The 15381-nt window shown below is 70.1% G+C and carries 18 protein-coding genes and 1 tRNA gene; 10 read left to right on the top strand and 9 right to left on the bottom strand.

Going from position 1 to position 15381, the window contains the following annotated elements; translation table 11 throughout:
* Window position 1 precedes the first annotated feature (1 nt).
* Window positions 2–691, bottom strand: coding sequence for a hypothetical protein (locus tag DA075_RS35815; RefSeq protein WP_123834194.1), 690 nt, complete (start codon window positions 689–691; stop codon window positions 2–4).
* A gap of 366 nt (window positions 692–1057) precedes the next feature.
* On the bottom strand, window positions 1058–1765 hold the full coding sequence (locus tag DA075_RS07810; RefSeq protein WP_099952719.1) for a hypothetical protein: 708 nt from the start codon (window positions 1763–1765) through the stop codon (window positions 1058–1060).
* A 65-nt stretch (window positions 1766–1830) separates the two neighbouring features.
* On the opposite strand from DA075_RS07810, the gene DA075_RS07805 reads away from it, so the two are divergent.
* On the top strand, window positions 1831–2430 hold the full coding sequence (locus tag DA075_RS07805) for a tyrosine-type recombinase/integrase (RefSeq protein WP_099952718.1): 600 nt from the start codon (window positions 1831–1833) through the stop codon (window positions 2428–2430).
* Window positions 2431–2529: 99 nt separating this feature from the next.
* Here DA075_RS07805 and DA075_RS07800 read toward each other — a convergent pair.
* Window positions 2530–2603, bottom strand: a tRNA-Gln gene (locus tag DA075_RS07800).
* Window positions 2604–3083: 480 nt separating this feature from the next.
* Between DA075_RS07800 and DA075_RS07795 the strand changes: the two genes are divergently transcribed.
* From DA075_RS07795 to DA075_RS07785, 4 genes are read left to right on the top strand one after another with little or no spacing between them, the layout of a single operon-like run.
* A complete protein-coding gene (locus DA075_RS07795; RefSeq protein ID WP_099952717.1) occupies window positions 3084–3617 on the top strand; it encodes a Ros/MucR family transcriptional regulator in 534 nt (177 codons plus the stop codon).
* A 1-nt stretch (window position 3618) separates the two neighbouring features.
* On the top strand, window positions 3619–3765 hold the full coding sequence (locus tag DA075_RS36480; RefSeq protein ID WP_164712244.1) for a hypothetical protein: 147 nt from the start codon (window positions 3619–3621) through the stop codon (window positions 3763–3765).
* Window positions 3762–4226: a lysozyme inhibitor LprI family protein gene (locus DA075_RS07790; protein WP_244936532.1), complete on the top strand. Its 465-nt coding sequence runs from the start codon at window positions 3762–3764 to the stop codon at window positions 4224–4226. Before DA075_RS36480 ends, DA075_RS07790 begins: the two co-directional genes overlap by 4 nt.
* A 27-nt stretch (window positions 4227–4253) precedes the next feature.
* Window positions 4254–4481 (top strand): hypothetical protein, encoded by a 228-nt coding sequence (locus DA075_RS07785; protein WP_099952715.1) that lies wholly within the window; start codon window positions 4254–4256, stop codon window positions 4479–4481.
* Window positions 4482–4773: 292 nt separating this feature from the next.
* Here the strand turns inward: DA075_RS07785 and DA075_RS07780 are convergent, their stop codons facing one another.
* From DA075_RS07780 to DA075_RS07760, 5 genes are all read right to left on the bottom strand, one after another.
* Window positions 4774–5322 carry a hypothetical protein gene (locus tag DA075_RS07780; RefSeq protein ID WP_174800071.1) on the bottom strand — a complete coding sequence of 183 codons (549 nt, stop codon included), beginning with the start codon at window positions 5320–5322 and terminating at the stop codon, window positions 4774–4776.
* Window positions 5323–6124: 802 nt separating this feature from the next.
* On the bottom strand, window positions 6125–7540 hold the full coding sequence (locus DA075_RS07775; protein ID WP_099952714.1) for an amidase: 1416 nt from the start codon (window positions 7538–7540) through the stop codon (window positions 6125–6127).
* A gap of 35 nt (window positions 7541–7575) precedes the next feature.
* Window positions 7576–8697, bottom strand: coding sequence for a glycosyltransferase family 2 protein (locus DA075_RS07770; protein WP_099952713.1), 1122 nt, complete (start codon window positions 8695–8697; stop codon window positions 7576–7578).
* Entirely contained in the window at window positions 8694–9440 is a 747-nt protein-coding gene (locus DA075_RS07765) for a lysophospholipid acyltransferase family protein (protein ID WP_099952712.1), read from the bottom strand. The genes DA075_RS07770 and DA075_RS07765 overlap by 4 nt, the downstream gene beginning before the upstream one ends.
* A gap of 113 nt (window positions 9441–9553) precedes the next feature.
* Entirely contained in the window at window positions 9554–11086 is a 1533-nt protein-coding gene (locus DA075_RS07760) for a phytoene desaturase family protein (protein WP_414468054.1), read from the bottom strand.
* Window positions 11087–11293: 207 nt separating this feature from the next.
* Here DA075_RS07760 and DA075_RS07755 point away from each other — a divergent pair, with 207 nt between their 5' ends.
* From DA075_RS07755 to DA075_RS07740, 4 genes are all read left to right on the top strand, one after another.
* Window positions 11294–11590 (top strand): hypothetical protein, encoded by a 297-nt coding sequence (locus tag DA075_RS07755; protein WP_099952710.1) that lies wholly within the window; start codon window positions 11294–11296, stop codon window positions 11588–11590.
* A 183-nt stretch (window positions 11591–11773) separates the two neighbouring features.
* Window positions 11774–11899: a type B 50S ribosomal protein L36 gene (gene ykgO / locus DA075_RS07750; RefSeq protein WP_012334921.1), complete on the top strand. Its 126-nt coding sequence runs from the start codon at window positions 11774–11776 to the stop codon at window positions 11897–11899.
* 78 nt (window positions 11900–11977) lie between these two features.
* Window positions 11978–12583, top strand: a complete 606-nt coding sequence (locus tag DA075_RS07745; protein WP_099952709.1) for a tetratricopeptide repeat protein — start codon at window positions 11978–11980, stop codon at window positions 12581–12583.
* A 32-nt stretch (window positions 12584–12615) separates the two neighbouring features.
* Window positions 12616–13617 carry an alpha/beta fold hydrolase gene (locus DA075_RS07740; protein ID WP_420813152.1) on the top strand — a complete coding sequence of 334 codons (1002 nt, stop codon included), beginning with the start codon at window positions 12616–12618 and terminating at the stop codon, window positions 13615–13617.
* Window positions 13618–13710: 93 nt separating this feature from the next.
* On the opposite strand, the gene DA075_RS07735 is transcribed toward DA075_RS07740, so the two are convergent.
* Window positions 13711–14307: a TetR/AcrR family transcriptional regulator gene (locus tag DA075_RS07735; protein ID WP_099952707.1), complete on the bottom strand. Its 597-nt coding sequence runs from the start codon at window positions 14305–14307 to the stop codon at window positions 13711–13713.
* A 66-nt stretch (window positions 14308–14373) separates the two neighbouring features.
* On the opposite strand from DA075_RS07735, the gene DA075_RS07730 reads away from it, so the two are divergent.
* Complete coding sequence (locus DA075_RS07730) at window positions 14374–15288, top strand: DMT family transporter (protein WP_099952706.1); 915 nt, start codon at window positions 14374–14376, stop codon at window positions 15286–15288.
* The last annotated feature ends 93 nt before the right edge of the window (window positions 15289–15381 follow it).

Here is a 15381-nt window from a genome sequence, read left to right as displayed (position 1 = left end):
ATTATCGCTTCATTAGTTTCATTACTATATCTAGGGGAATTGAAATTCTTGCCAGATCCGCTTCTGATAATGATGAAAAATCTATTTTTGCGAATTCAATTTTTGTTTCGCGATGAGATTCAACTTTCGAAGATTGCTGCATAAAATATCGTTCGATTTCAACACTATTTCTTGCGCACCATTCTTTGATTTTATTCAGTACAGCTCTATCGTAATCATCAGAACTCAGAAGATCTGTCTCGACTAAATCAGATGGAAGGACTTCAATCCAAGATAATTCAGGAATGTTATTTGTTTGGAGGTTTATAAAAGATCCGTCATTAGTAATAAATCTACGCTCTCCATCCTGCATTTGCTTAATAAATGCGGTCCAGAAAGCTCTTTTGAATCGAGGTACTTTTCCGTTCTGAGTTACTTCCTTATCGAAAAGTGAGGCCAAATCTAAACCGCTTATATCGACTGATGCAGGCAGGACGCCCCAAACAAGTGGCTCCTTAGGATGATTCACAAGCTTTAGTTCCTGTCCACCAGTAATAGATAGCACCTCCCGCAATCCCCGGCCTGATAATAACGGCTTATAATCAAGACCATGTCTTGCAATGATATTCGGAATTTTCGCAAGATTTAACGCTCGGCGATGGTTCCACTCGGATTGGGCTGCGGCCACAATGATATTAAGCCAATCCGACATCAATCCACCTTCATTCCTACTACACACGACGCCCACACGGTGGCTATTGTATTATTTACTTCCCGGCCTTGCGGCGACCCCAAGATTGCTAGCCGGTGAGAGGCTAGGGTGCCATATTATGCTGACCGGCTCGCAATGTCGCAAGTGCTTTGACTCGACCATTGCATCTGTGCCCGCCTAGTCACACACACTTACCCAATGAGGCTTCGGAGGCATTATAACTCGTAAATCCTGTTTAAAATCACGGTTCACCAAATTTTTAAGCAAAATATCGCAGTAAAACATTCGATATATTTTTTTATATTAATATCTATACCGTCGAATTGCGCGAACGTTACGTTTTATCCCATTGGGGCATATCGACATTTAATACGCCTCAAGTTGCCTCTCTTCACACGGCACCTGAGTGGATCGACCGAACACGCTGACGCCCACCGTGTAGCGGTCAGTCTCTGGATCGAGCCCCTGTATGACGCCTGGGAACGACGCGAATGGCCCGACAGTGACCTTCACCCGGTCGCCTGGCCGGAACATGAACAACAGCGCCAATAGGTCCACCTCGGCCGTGACGTGCGACACGCCATTGCGGGCGTCGTACCGCTTGAAACCGATGACGTGATCCGCGAATTCCTGCATGGCCGCGCCTGAGATGAACGGCATGTTGCGGTCGCCTAGGATCTCCGCCTCGAACAACGCCTGGCGGTAGTGCTCGCGCGGCACCCAATCGAGACCGCCGACCGTAATAGAGAACACGCGCCGGACGTGTCGGCACTCCTCGATCAGCCGCATGTCGGACCAGCTATGAAGCCCAACGAAGAGCACCCGACGCATCACCGGCACCATGGCGACGCGGGCAGGGCGGCCGTCGCGCTCCTCGCGGACCTTCTCCCGAGCCTCGAACACCGGGAGGCCGGCGGCCTTTAGCGCGGTAGCGCAGCGAGCGCCGCTGGCGGGTAGCGCCTCGACGGCGAGCCATTCCCGGCCGGCCGGCAGGATCACCCGCTCACGGGTCCGCAGGCGGCGCTTGATGGCCTTCTCGCGGTCATGGCGCGCCGCGGTCTGGGCGTGCTTCACGGACTGCTGACGACGGGCTTTGCGGCGGGCTCCTGAAGGAAAATCCGGTCGAGCACGTCGAGAAGGTGCGCAAGGTCACCGGGGAGAAGAACCTCAACCGGCCCTGGACGCTGGCCGAGCGGGATGCCGTGCTGGCGGCGCTTCCGGCGCCGCTGCGCGGCCCCTTCGCGATGATGCGCTACCTCGGCGTGCGGCTCGGCGACGTGCGGGGGATGAGGCGCGACGCCTACCAGGACGGGATGATCTCGTTCGTGACCGGCAAGGGAGCGGTCGACGTGACGGTGCCGTGCCCGGAGCCGCTCGCTCGGATCCTCGATGCGCAGCCGGCACACGGCACGCACCTGTTCAGCAGCTCGGACGGCTCGCCGTGGTCCGAGGGCGGCTTCCACGCGAGCTGGCGCCGGGTGCGGGTGAAGCTCGAGGAGAAAGGCGCGATCAAGCCGGGCCTGACGCCGCACGGGCTCCGGCACTCGGTCGCGACGGACCTGCGCGAGCTCGGCAAGACGGACCGGGAGATCGCCGACATCCTCGGTCAGAAGACAACCTATGCCGTGCCGACCTATGCGCGAAACGCAGACATGCGGCGCTCGAACAAGCGCGTGATCGACGATCTGTACGGAGGGAAGAAGGGGCCGGGCGGGGAGGGGGACGGAGCCGATCCGTGAACAGGAAGGCCGGCCGGGTGTCTAGAGCGTGTGTCTAGAACAGCGCTGCAAGGCTCCAGAGAAGGAGCACATCAGTCGCTAAGTGCTTGAGAAGAAAGGTGGCTGGGGGACGTGGATTCGAACCACGACTAACGGAGTCAGAGTCCGCTGTTCTACCGTTAAACTATCCCCCAACGAGGCGTTGCGCGCTGTGGAGCAGAGGAGGGATCCGTCTGTCCGGGGTGGCGCGTCACCGCCTCGGGTGCGGTGCTGATAGGCTGGTTCGCCGAACCGGTCAAGGCCTTCCTGCGGGGTGAGTGCAGGACGCCGCCGATGCGGAGGCCTGGGCGTCGGCCGCGCGCCGGATCAATCCGGTACGGCCCCGGTCCCCGGAAGGTTTCGGCGGACCGGCGCCCGGCCGTGCCGGTCTCGCTGTCCGGTCGCGAAGGCTGAGGCGGCGGCGGGGGCGGTGCAACAGGCCGAGCGTGCGGCGCGTGACCAACGACGCGACCGCCGACGGCCGGGCGAAGACCGGTGAGGAGAACCCAGAGCCCGGCTGCGATACACAGGTTTTCCTTCAAGATGACGTGGTTTCACTTGATGAAGGCGCATCGCGCCCGATATGCCTGGACGACTCGGAACGTACCGGGTTGCTCAGATCGGGATGGAACCTCGTGTCGGACGTCAACCTGGAGCAGCAGTCTGAGTTCGTCGGCCTCGCGGCCGACATCGTCTCGTCCTATGTCGCGAACAACAATCTTCAGGTCGCCGAGCTGCCGGGATTGATCGCGTCGGTGCACGCGTCGCTGACGGCGCTCGGCCAGCCGGCGGCGCCGGCGGTCGAGGAGACCCGGGCGACCCCGGCGCAGATCCGCAAGTCGGTCACGCCCGACCACCTGATCAGCTTCATCGACGGCAAGCCGTACCGTTCGCTGAAGCGCCATCTCACTTCGCAGGGCCTGACCCCCGCCGAGTACCGCCAGAAGTTCGGCCTGCCGCACGATTACCCGATGGTCGCGGCGAGCTACGCCGCCCAGCGCTCGGCGCTGGCCAAGAGCCTCGGCCTCGGGCAGCGCCGGCGCGATGCCGCTGCGGCCGCCCAGGCCGCCGCGGCGGAGCCCGCACCCGCGGAACCGGCTCGCGCGGCGGAGGTCCCGGCGGAGAAGCCCGCTCCGCGGCGCCGCGCGCGCAAAGCCGCGGCCGAGTAGGATGGCGCTGGCCAATCCCTGGCGGCACGCGCGCGGGCGCCGCCTGCCGTCGCGCGAGACGATGCTGCTGCTCCTGACGGGAGCGGCCATCGCGACGGTCGGCGTCGCGCTGGCCGGCCGCGACTGGCTGGGGCATTGGCCCGGATGAGGCGCGGATCGTGCGCGACGGGCCTCGTCCTCATCATGGCCGTCCTGTCGGCCTCCGCCCCGGCCCGGGCGGCCGCTCCCCGGGACAAGCCCGTCTCCGCGGCGGCGGCGCTCAGGGCCTGCACCGGTAAGGCACTGCCGGAATACCGGAAGGGGGCGTGCCTGGACGATGCCGCCAAGGCGCTGCGGGAGCGCCTCGGGGCGCTGGTGGAGCGCAAGCTCGCCGCCATCGCGGCGGTCGCCACCCGGACTCCGAGCCCCGGCAGCCTGGCCGGGCGCGAGGATGCGGAGAACTGGCGCAAGGCCTTCCTGGCGGCGCAAGCGGCCTGGGAGGAGTATTTCCGGCGCCACTGCGACAGTCTCTACGACTTCGACTACCATGGCGGCTCGGCGGCAGGGCAGCTCGCCTCGTCGTGCAAGATCCGGCTCCTCGGAGCGCGGATCGCGGAGTTGCAGGAGTGAGGCCGTGAGCCAGCGGGGGAATCGCCGATGAGCGCGCCGCTCACCTTCGAGGACGACATCGAGGCGCGCCTGGGCGCCCTGGAGCTGATCGTGGCCGCCCTCCTGCGCGAGCGGGCGGAGCGCGATCCGCAGGCGCGGGAGGCGGTGCTGGAGGCGCTGCGTCGTGAAGCCCAGGTGCCGGCCCCGCCGACGCCGAAGACCGAGGCCGCCCTGGCCAAGGCCGTGGCGCTGGCGGAAATCATCCTGGCGCCCTGACAGACGCGATCCGGAGCGCCGGTCGCCTTGCGCTCAGGCCCCGCGACCGGCTCGGTCGCCGTGACGGTGCCCGGCGCAATCCGGGCAGGGCTCGCCCTGGAGCCGGCCCTGTCCGGCGCAGCGCGGGCACAGGTTCTCGCCGGTTTCCAGCGTGCCGGGATCCGGCCTTGTCTCCCGGATTGCGGCCTTCCGGCTGGATGACTCGACCGTGGCGCCCCTCCGTGTGGTTTGACCGTGGACCGGGCGCAAGCGCCCGGCCCCGTCTCATGCGGCGAACACGCCGCGGCGCGCGTCAGTAGCCGTAGCCGTAGGAGACGCAGGTGCCGTAGACGTCATCGTAATAGGCGTAGGGGCCGCAGCCGCCATAATAGCCACCGTATCCGCCATAGTAGCCGACGGTGGAGAGGCCGTAGCCGAGGCCCAGACCGAGGCCGACCCCGGCGAGGCCGTAGCCGAGGCCGCGCCCGTAGCCACCACGATAGCCGTAGCCGCGATAACCCCCGTAGCCGCCCCGGTAGCCGCCGAACCCGACGCCGCGATACCCGCCGAGGCCGCCCCGGTACCCACCCCCGAAGCCGACGCCGCGATAGCCCGCGCCGAGGCCGGCCCCGCGGAAGCCGCCACCGAAACCGCCGCCCCGGAAACCAGCCCCGCCGAGGCCGCCGCCATGGAAGCCGCCGCCATGGAAGCCACCGCCATGGAAGCCACCGCCATGGAAGCCGCCACCGCCGAAACCACCGCCCCGGAAGCCGCCACCGCCGAAGCCGCGAGCGTCGGCCCCGGCCGTCGACAGGGCGAGGGCGCCGGCGGCGAGCGCCGATGCGAGAACGAGATGCCTCATGGCACCATCTCCTGATCGTGAAGGAAGGTTTACTTTAGGGTCGAACAACGCCGGTGGAGGTGGGCGGTTCGGGGCTTGCGGGCCGGATGCCGCTCAATCGCGGCTTCGTGAGAGGCCGGCGGTCGGCGTGTCTCAGCGGGACCCGGCGGGGAGGGCGGGTTCGCTGCCGCGACGTCGTCGACGGCATGATGCGCACTTGCCTGAGCCGGAGTCTTGCCTGAGCCGGAGTCTTGCCTGAGCCGAAACCCGGCCTGAGCCGGAACGGCGTCGTCTTGGCGCCGATGCCGAGCGCGGGAGGCCTGCGGTGAGCGCCGCTCCCGGGCGAGAGACGGGCCGGGACCGCTTCGGCTCGGGAGGAGGCGCTCGGCCGTCCCGCCCGCCTGCCCCGCGAGACGGCCGAGCGCGCGGCAACCGACCGGCTCTTCTTGCACAGGCTGGCCGCCCGGCGGGACGTGCCTGACGAAAGGGGCGCCCGCGTCCCACGCTGGTGCTGCCGGAAGGCAGCGCTGGGCGGCGGACGACCCGGCGCTCCACCGCGAAGCGGACGAAACGTTGGCCTGCCAGCGCTTCGTCCGCTTATACCCTCGCGCCTTGGCATCGACACGTCGATGCCAAGGCGTCCGGCGCATCAGCGCCGACGCCCGTTCGGGCTTAGCCAGCGCCTTCGAACGGACCCGTTCGAAGGCGCGGCGGTATTGGAGCTATTGTTTCGTCGCAGACTCGTGTCGCAAAACCGGCAACCGCTTCTGCGAAATCTGCTTCGGCCGCACCGCTTGACGGGCCGCGGCCGGCGCGGTCACCCTCATCCCCGATGCGTCACATGCGGCTCCGCCAGGACCGGCCAGGGCTGAGCCGCCTCGAAGGCGCGCGACGCCGCGAGCACCCGCGCATCAGCCCCCATCGGTCCGACGATCTGCAGGCCGACCGGCAGGCCGGCCTCCGTCAGTCCGCAGGGCACGGTCGCGGCCGGCTGGCCGGTGAGGTTGAAGGGGTAGGAGAACGGGGTCCAGCTCAGCCAGTCGTCGCCGAAGCGCCCGTCCGGCGGCGTCAGATGGCCGGCCGCGAAGGCGGGGGTGGCGAGGGAAGGGGTGAGGAGCAGATCGTAGCGGCAGTGGAACCGCGCCATGGCGGTGAACAGCGCGCCGCGGGCGTTGAGGGCGGCGACGAAATCCGGCGCCGTGATCTCCCGCCCGCGCTCGGCCGCCGCCCTTAAGGACGGCTCGACGAGGCCGCGCCTGTCCTCCGGGATTCCCCGCAGCACGCACCAGGCGCCGACGAGCCAGATCCCGTTCAGGGTCTCGATTGGGTCGGGGAAACCCGGATCAGCCTCCTCCACGATCGCGCCGAGATCGGCGAAGCGCTGGGCCGCCGCCTCGGTCAGGCGCGCCACCTCGGGGTCGATGGTCGTGGCGAAGCCGAGACGCGGGCTCCAGGCGACGCGCAGGCCCCGCACGCCGCCCTCCAGCCCGGCGAGATAGTCCGGCGGCTCGGTGAGGGAGGCCGCCATGTCGCGGGGATCGGGCCGGGCGATGGCCTGCATCATCAGCGCGGCATCGCGCACGCCCCGGGTCATCGGCCCGAGATGCGCCACCGGCCCGAAGGGCGAGGGCGGAAAGGCCGGGACCCGGCCGAAGCTGGGTTTGAGCCCGAAGACCCCGCAGAAGGCGGCCGGGATGCGGATCGAGCCCGCCCCGTCGGTGCCGATATGCAGCAGGCCGAGATTGAGCGCCGCCGCCGCCGCGGCCCCGGCCGAGGAGCCGCCGGTCGTCGTCCGCGTGTCCCAGGGGTTGCGGGTCGAGCCCGTGTGGCTCGAATCGCCGAGGCCCTTCCAGCCGAATTCCGGCATCGTGGTCTTGGCGAGGGGAATCGCGCCGGCCTCCAGGAGCCGGTCGACGATGGGGGCGTTCTCGGTGGCGGGCGTGTCGGAGGTGGTGAGCGAGCCGCGGCGCATCGGGTGGCCGGCCCAGGCGATGTTGTCCTTGATCGTGAAGGTCACGCCGTCGAGGGGGCCGAGGGGTTGTCCGGAAGCCCAGCGGGCCTCGGAGGCCGCTGCCGCTTCAAGCGCGCCGGCATGGTCGACCAGCACGAAGGCGTCGAGATCCGGGCCGAACCGGTCGATCCGCGCGAGGGCATCCGCCACCACCTCCCGCGGCGAGAGGGTGCGGTCGCGATAGGCTGCAAGCGTCGCTGTGCCGTCGAGGTCGCGGATCTCGGTCATGCTGTCTCCCTCTCGAACTCCCCGGCCGGGCCCACTCACTGAGCCGCCGGGTAGGTACGCCCCTTCCAAGTGGCGACCCCGGCCCGGCGCGGGCGCAGGAGCGCGTTCCATTGCAAGGCCAGCGCCAGCGCCACGGTGAGGGGATGGAGGGGAATCGTCCAGGGGTCCTCGCTCGTGGCGAGCGTGATCGCCGCCCTTGTGCCGAGGGAGAGGGCGAGGGCTGCCCCGGCAAGCGGCAGCGGGCCGGCGCCCAGCAGGGCGGCGATCACGAGGAGCAGGGGCAGGACGTGGCCGCCGCCGAGCAGGAGCGTCCAGACCGGCAGGGCGCGGGGCGTCGCCAGACCCTCGTGCGCGTTCTTCGAGAAGCCGGCCCAGGCCTGGGAAAAATCCGTGTACATCCGGCAGGTCGCGAGGCTGGAAGCCGCCACGAGGTCGGTCGTGAGGCCGGCGCGGCGGAAGACCCGGGGCAGCCGCACGCCGTCATGCAGGCTTCCGCGGATCGCCCCGTGGCCGCCGATCCGGCGGTAGCTCTCCGCCTCCACCATCACCAGCTGGCCGCAGGCCGCCCCGAGGGCGGGATCCTGGAGGCGGCGCATCAGCGGGATCGGCAGGTAGCCGAGGAGCAGGAAGTTGATCATCGGGACGGTCAGGCGCTCGCCCCACGTCCCGGTGACCTGCCGCGGCACGCCGCTGACGAGGGCCGCGCCGGCCGCCGCGGCGGCGGCGGCCAGGGACACGGCACCATGGGGAGCGAGGCGCACGTCGGCGTCGATGAAGAGCAGGTGGCGCCCGGTCGCGACCTCCCCGAGGACGTGGCAGGCGTGGTTCTTGCCGGTCCACCCTGCGGGCAGGGGCGGCACTGCGATCAGGCGCAGACGCGGGTCGTGGGCGGCGAACTCGGCGACGATCGCCGCCGTCCCGTCGGTCGAGTGGTCGTCGGCGACGATCACCTCGATCGGGATTCCGGTGCTGGCGAGCGCCGCCGCCAGGGTCGGACGGATGTTGGCGGCCTCGTTGCGGGCCGGGATCAGGATCGAGACCAGGCCGTCCGGCGCCGGCGCTCCGGTCGCCCGCCGCCGCAGGGCCCCCAGGTTGGCGAGGGCCAGGGCCGCCGGCAGCAGCGCGAGGGCGAGGGCGAGGGCAGCCAGGACGGTCACGGCGCCCGCCCCTCGCGGTGGCCGGCGACGAAGCGGCGCCCGGTGAGGGCCGCGACCAGCCGGTGCCAGGCGTCGTAGACGCCGCCGACGCCGCGCCGGCCGTCCAGCAGGGAGGCGAAGCGGGCGGGGTCGCGGCTCCGCACGTCGGCGCCGAGGCGATCGAGGGTGGCGGTCAGGTCGGCCTCCAGGCGGGCGAGGCGGTCCGGGCGGGGCAGGGCGAGGAGGTCGCGGGCGGGAATCCCCGGTCCGAAGGCGGCGCAGGCTTCCGCGCCGCGCTCGTCCCAGAAGGCGTAATCCAGGGCGAGCGGCACGAACAGGGCATCGGGCGCCAGTTCGGCGAGCCGCGCGACGCCGGGGCGCAAGGCCAGCGGCCGCTCGCGCACGTCGCTGAAGCGCCCCTGCGCGGTGATCCACATCACCCGCCCCGGCCGCTCCAGGATCTTTCGGGACGCGGCCATGAAGGAGGCGGCGCCCCGGGGGCTGTCGAGATCGACCCCGAAGGCGCCCATCCGGGCGAAGATGCGGTAGCGGGCGAGCATCGCGGCGTCGAACGGCGCGTAGCTCTCGGCGGCGGGGAAGAAGCGCTGTGCGAGCAGGATGATGACCGCGGCGTCCCACCAGGCCGGATGGTTGCAGTAGATCACCACCGGGCCGGCGGCGGGCGCCGACGGAGGCTGGCCCCACTTCGCCAGCCGGAGCGCATTGAGGTGGCGCCTCACGTAGCGGGCGAAGTACACGCCCATGAAGCGCCAGATGGCGGGGGAGCGGGCCGCGACCGGATCCGGGGGCAGGTCCCGCGCCGGGGAGCCGGCCCGCCCGGAGGGGCTCGCCCGTCCGGGAGGGCTTGGTCGCCCGCTCACGAGGCCGCCTTCAGGTCCTCGGCGGTGCCGCTGGCGTCCCGGTCGAGGGCGTCGGCGGCGATCCAGCCCGACATCATCACCATCGGCATGCCGGGCCCCGGATGCGCGGCGCCGCCGGCGAGGTAGAGGCCGCGCACCTCCCGCGAGCGGTTGCCGGGCTTGAACGCCCCCATGATCCGGCCGTGCGACGCCAGCCCATAGATCGCGCCGTTCAGCACCTTGTAACGCGAATGGATGTCGGCCGGGGTCAGGTGGCGCTCGACCACGATGCGCTCCTCGATGTCGGGCATCCCGGCGGTGCGCTTCAGCTTGTCGAGGATTTTTTGGCGGTAGGCCGGCAGCATCTGCGACCAGTCGTGGTGCGGGCGCAGATACGGCGTGTGGACCAGCACGTAGAGCGCCTCGCCGCCCTCCGGCGCCACCGACGGGTCGGTGCTGCTCGGCGCGGCCAGGTAGGCGGTCGGGTCCGGCGCCGGCTCGCCCTTGCGGTAGATCGCGTCGAACTCCTCCTCGGGGTCGCGCGAGAACACGAAGTCGTGGTGGGCGAGATGGTCGTAGCGCTTGTTGAGGCCGAGATACAGCACCACCCCCGAGCAGGCCGGCTCGAAGTTGCGCTTCTCGTAGGTCCGGCCGACCTCGCCGCCGACGAGCTCCCGGTAGGTGCGGACCGCGTCCATGTTGGAGATGACACGATCGTAGGGCACGACCGCCCCCCCGACCCGCACGCCCTTCACCGCGCCGTTCTCGATCGCGACGCCCTCGACCTCGCTGTCGGCCTTGAGGGTGGCGCCGAGGTCGCCGGCGAGCTTCATCAGCCCCTCGGCCACCGCCCGCGTGCCGCCCATCGGGTACCAGACCCCGTCGGCGGTCTGCATGTGGGCGATGGCGCAGAGCACCGCCGGCGCGCCGTAGGGCGAGGAGCCGACATATTGCACGAAGTGGTCGAGCATCTGGGCGAGGCGCGCATCGCGCACCTTGCCCCGGATGGTGCCGGCGACCGAGGCGTGCATGCGCAGGGAGAGCACGTCGCGCAGGGTGCCGGGATTGAGGTTGGCGCGGATGTCGATCGTGTCGAACAGGTCCTGCACCGGCTTCCAGAAGAAGAACTTTTCCGAGACGCCGTGCAGGTGCTCGGAGAGGGCGAGGAAGCGCCGGTAGCCCTCGCCGGCACCCTGGCCGGGGGCGAAGCGGTCCATCTCGGCCGCCATCGTGGCGACGTTCTCCATCAGGTCGATGCGGCTGCCGTCGTCGAAGAAGCAGCGCCATTGCGGGTCGAGGCGGCGCAGGTCCATGTAGTCGTGCACCGAGCGGCCGGATTCGGCGAAGATGCGCTCCAGGACGCGGGGGACCGTCAGGATGGTCGGCCCCATGTCGAACCGGAAGCCGCCCTCGTGCAGCACCGCGGCCTTGCCGCCGATCCAGGCATTCTTGTCGTAGAGGGTGACGTCGTGCCCCCGGGACGCGGCCACGCAGGCCGCCGCCAGACCGCCCAACCCGCCGCCGACCACTGCGACCGAGGTCCCCGCCATCACGCCTCTCCCGAGCGGGCGAAGCGCCCGTTCCCGACAAGCTAGGCTCGGGGCGAGACCGGTCAACGCGGGAAGAGCGGCACACGTTGCCGCGCCGGGGGCATGCCTCGCCGCGCCGCAGGCATGCTTCGCGGTCGGGGACCCGGGCCCGTCCCCGGCGGGTTGACCCCGCAGCACGCGGCCCCGCCGCAACGGAGACACGCCACCATGAAGACGATGCTCGCCGTCATCGGCCTCCTCGGCCTCGCCCTCGCCGGCCCGGCCTCGGCCCAGGAGGCCCTCGACATCACCGTCAGCCCCCGCGCGACGACCCCGATCGACCCCCCGGTCACCGGCAGCGTCCGGAAGGTGCGGCCGAACCCGAACGTCACCCCGAGCAACCCGATGGGCGTCGTCGGCTTCGACGGACCGCCCGGCGGCACCACCAGCGTGATCGGCGACGACGAGCCGCTCAGCCCCGGCTCGCCGGCCGCGACCGCGGACGCGCCCTTCGCCAGACCCTGACGCCGCGACCTTTTCGCCCCGGTCCGGTTGACTTTGCGGGCCCCCGCCGGGTAAGTCACGCGCCTCCGCACGGGCGGTGCTCCGCATCGCCCGGCGTCGGCGTTCGTCTTGTCGGCGTTCGCCGCGAGCCCGTTTCCCCATCCGCGCCCGGGCGTTCCGGCGCACCGACGTGAGACCAGACCGATGAAGATCCGCAACTCGCTGAAGTCGCTTCGCGGCCGGCACCGTGACAACCAGCTCGTGCGCCGCAAGGGCCGGGTCTACGTCATCAACAAGACCCAGAAGCGCTACAAGGCCCGCCAGGGCTAAAGGGCGCGGGGCTTGCCCGCCCGAACCGCGGCAAGCCATCGCGTTGACGGGACCGCGCCGGCGCCGGACAGTGCCGGCATGCGCCGTCTCTCTCTTCCGATCTGCATGATGGCCGGCCTCCTCGGAGCGCCGGCTTTCGTCGTTTCGGCGATCGCTCCAGTGGTCGCAGCGCCGAAGGAGGCGCCCAAGGAAGCTCCCCGGGCGCCCGTCACCCTCGACGACCTGTTCGCCCGGCTGAAGGCGGCCAAGGACGATGCCGAGGCCCGCGGCGTCGCCCAGCTGATCGAGCGCCGCCTCGACCGCTCCGGCAGCGACACCGTCGACCTCTTGGCGAGCCGCGCCGCGGAGGCGATGCAGGCCAAGGATTACCCGCTCGCCATCGAGCTCCTCGACCGGGTGACCGTGCTGGAGCCGGGCTGGGCCGAGGGCTGGAGCCGGCGCGCCACCGCCTTCTTCCTGCTCGAGGACCAGGCGAGCGCGCTCGCCGACCTGCACAAGACCCTGACCCTCGAGCCGCGCCACTTCGAGGCCTGGGCGGCGCTCGCCCATATCTACATGGCGAGCGACGACAAGAGCCGGGCGCTCGCCGCCTTCCGCCGCGCCGAGGCGATCTATCCCCGCATGGGCAAGGTGCACGAGGCGATCGAGCGCCTCGCCCCCGACGTCGACGGCCGCGACCTGTGACCGGCCGGCCGTTGCGCCGGCTCGCAAGACGGATCTCCCGCGTGCTGACCCTGATCGCCGGCCTCCTGGCCGGATTCGTGCTGGCGCTCGCCGCCGCAGGCCTCGTCGCGACATGGATCATCACGATGGTGGTCGAGGCGCGCTATCCCCCGGCGGGCCGGCGTGTGGCGGTGGAGGGCGGGCACCTCGCGGTGCTGGAGGCCGGACCCGGCGAGGGGGCGCCCAGCCGCGGCACCGTCGTGCTGCTTCACGGGGCCTCGGCCAACGCCATGGACCCGATGCAGGCGATCGGCCGGCGGCTCGCCGGCGACGGCTTCCGGGTGCTCTCCTTCGACCGGCCCGGCTTCGGCTACAGCGACCGCATCGCCCCGGACGCCGCCTCGCCGGCGGTGCAGGCGCGGCTGATCAGCGAGGCGCTAGCTGCCCTCAAGGTCGGCCCGGCGCTGATCGTCGGCCATTCCTGGTCCGGCGCGCTCGCCACGGCACTCGCCCTCGACCACCCCGAGCGCGTCGCCGGCCTGGCGCTCCTCGCCCCCGTCAGCCATCCCTGGCCGGGCGGATCGGTCGGGGGCTACGCCGCCTGGTACCGCTCGCTGCCCGGGCGGATGCTGCTCACGCTCGCCACCTACACGGTCGCGGCGCCGCTGGGCTTCGTCTATCTCGACCGCTTCGCCGACGTGGTCTTCCGCCCGCAAGGCCTGCCCGAGGGTTATCTCGACGGCGCCCGGGTGCCGCTGGTCTTGCGCCCCTCGACCTTCGCGGCGAACCTGCGCGATCTCGACGGGCTCTACGCCTTCCTCGAGCGCCAGAGCCCGCGCTACCCCACGATCACCGCGCCGACCGTGATCGTCGCCGGCGACATCGACCCGGTGGTGAAGACCGACGTGCACGCCGCGGCGCTCGCCCGCGAGGTGCCGGGGGCGAAGCTCGTGGTGCTGCCGGGCGTCGGCCACATGCTCCAATACGTCGCCGCCGACACGGTGGTGGCGGAGATCGAGGCGCTGGCGGCGCGGGAGCGGGCGGGGGTGGAGTAGGGGGCTCCGGGCCCGGTCGGTTCGATCGTCGGACGGCCGGCGGGATCGGGGGCCGAGATGTCGGCGTGACCTGCGCGGAGGACCGGCAGGCCTCTATCGTTCAAGCGCCCTCAGGAGGTCGCCCAATCCGGCCAGAGCGGCATCGGCGGAGGGCGGGCTCAGCTGAGCGTTGACGGCCGCTCCATCGAGGGCGACGGTGGCGGCCCACGCGATGGCGGGCGCGGCGTCGGCCGCCGGCAGAAGCGCCGCAATCGCCTCACAGACCTCCTGCTTGTGCCGCGCCGCGATGCCGGTGATCCCGGACAGGGCCGGCCCCGCCTCCGCGATCGTGTTGGCGAAGGCACAGCCTCGAAAGTCGGCGCTGGCGAACCAGGCCCGCGCCGCGTCGAGGACGGGCGCCAAGGGGGCCGTCCGGCGCTCCTCCTCGGTCTGAGCGGCGCGTGAGCTGTGCAAGGCGTCCCGGAACCACGCCGTCCAGGTCGTGTGTCGTTGCTCGAGAGAGGCGCGGATCAGATCGTCCTTCGACGGGAAGTGCCGGTAGAAGGTCACCTTCGTCACGCCCGCCTCGGCGATGATGCGGTCGATGCCCGTCCCGCGGATGCCGTGCTGATAGAACAGCGCCTGCGCGGTGTGCAGGATGCGGTCACGCGCGGAGGGGCGTGCGGGGGCCGGGCAGGGCGAGTCACACATCGTCCCGATGTAGACAGGTCGTCCTACGCGTGCCAAGGTAGACAGGTCAGTCTACCGGAGGCCGTCGTGACGACCGCACCACCCGCCGTATTTCGTGCCGAGCGTTCCGCCGCTCCGTCGACCATCGGCCTGTTCGCGTTCGTGGTGGTGGCCTGGAGCCTGAACTGGGTCATCATGAAGCTGGCGGTGCGGGAGGTGACGCCGCTCTGGGCGGTCGCCATCCGCACCGGCATGGCTGCCGTGGTTCTCTTCCCGGCGCTGGCCGCGAGCCGCCAGCTCGTACGACCACCCCGCGTCGACATTCCGGTTCTCCTCGTGATCGCCCTCTGTCACATGGTCGGTTTCGCGGCGCTCATGACGGCGGGCCTGACCCTCGTCCCGGCCAGCCGCGCCATCGTGCTGGGCTACACCACCCCGCTCTGGGTCGCCCCCGGCGCTCGTCTCCTGCTCGGCGAGCGCGTCGCCGCGCGACAAGCGATCGGCATCGGGATCGGCGTGGCGGGCTTGCTGCTGCTGTTCAGGCCGGGCAGCCCGGACTGGAACGACCGGACGGCTCTCCTCGGCAGCGGATTGGCGATCCTGGCCGCCCTCTGCTGGTCGGTCAGCATCGTCTACACCCGCGCCCATCGCTGGACGGCCACGCCGCTCCAGCTCATGCCGTGGCAATGCCTTCTCGCCACCCTCGTCCTCGTGGTTCCGGCCTTCCTCATCGAAGGAAGCCCACCGTCACGGATCACCGCGCCCGCCCTGGTCGCCCTGGCCTATAACGGCGTGGTCGGCACGGCGCTCGGCTTCTGGGCGATGACGGTGGTGAACCGTCGCGTACCGGCCACCACCGCGTCACTCGGCGTCCTCGCCACACCCGTCCTGGGAATCGGTCTCTCGGCCGTCATCCTCGGCGAAGGCCTGGACCCGCTCCTGATCCTCTCGGCACTCGCCATCCTGACCGGAATCGGTCTCGGCATGAAACGGCACGCATGACCGAAGAGCGGTTCGTGTCAGCAGGAGAGCCGCCCGCGACGTCGATCCCGGTCATCCGGCGATCGGCACAGGACGGGGCGCATCGCCGATCCG

The sequence above is a fragment of the Methylobacterium currus genome, assembly GCF_003058325.1.
GTDB classification, from domain to species: domain Bacteria; phylum Pseudomonadota; class Alphaproteobacteria; order Rhizobiales; family Beijerinckiaceae; genus Methylobacterium; species Methylobacterium currus.
Note: the sequence above shows the minus strand (reverse complement) of the source record. Positions and strands in the feature narration are given on the sequence as shown.

Coding starts and splice junctions, on each gene's coding strand:
- DA075_RS07765 (WP_099952712.1), bottom strand. CDS start 9,440: ATGGGCGTGTACTTCGCCCGCTACGTGAGGCGCCACCTCAATGCGCTC.
- ykgO (WP_012334921.1), top strand. CDS start 11,774: ATGAAGATCCGCAACTCGCTGAAGTCGCTTCGCGGCCGGCACCGTGAC.
- DA075_RS36480 (WP_164712244.1), top strand. CDS start 3,619: ATGGCGCTGGCCAATCCCTGGCGGCACGCGCGCGGGCGCCGCCTGCCG.
- DA075_RS07735 (WP_099952707.1), bottom strand. CDS start 14,307: ATGTGTGACTCGCCCTGCCCGGCCCCCGCACGCCCCTCCGCGCGTGAC.
- DA075_RS07755 (WP_099952710.1), top strand. CDS start 11,294: ATGAAGACGATGCTCGCCGTCATCGGCCTCCTCGGCCTCGCCCTCGCC.
- DA075_RS07780 (WP_174800071.1), bottom strand. CDS start 5,322: ATGAGGCATCTCGTTCTCGCATCGGCGCTCGCCGCCGGCGCCCTCGCC.
- DA075_RS07745 (WP_099952709.1), top strand. CDS start 11,978: ATGCGCCGTCTCTCTCTTCCGATCTGCATGATGGCCGGCCTCCTCGGA.
- DA075_RS07790 (WP_244936532.1), top strand. CDS start 3,762: ATGAGGCGCGGATCGTGCGCGACGGGCCTCGTCCTCATCATGGCCGTC.
- DA075_RS07760 (WP_414468054.1), bottom strand. CDS start 11,086: ATGGCGGGGACCTCGGTCGCAGTGGTCGGCGGCGGGTTGGGCGGTCTG.
- DA075_RS07775 (WP_099952714.1), bottom strand. CDS start 7,540: ATGACCGAGATCCGCGACCTCGACGGCACAGCGACGCTTGCAGCCTAT.
- DA075_RS35815 (WP_123834194.1), bottom strand. CDS start 691: ATGTCGGATTGGCTTAATATCATTGTGGCCGCAGCCCAATCCGAGTGG.
- DA075_RS07785 (WP_099952715.1), top strand. CDS start 4,254: ATGAGCGCGCCGCTCACCTTCGAGGACGACATCGAGGCGCGCCTGGGC.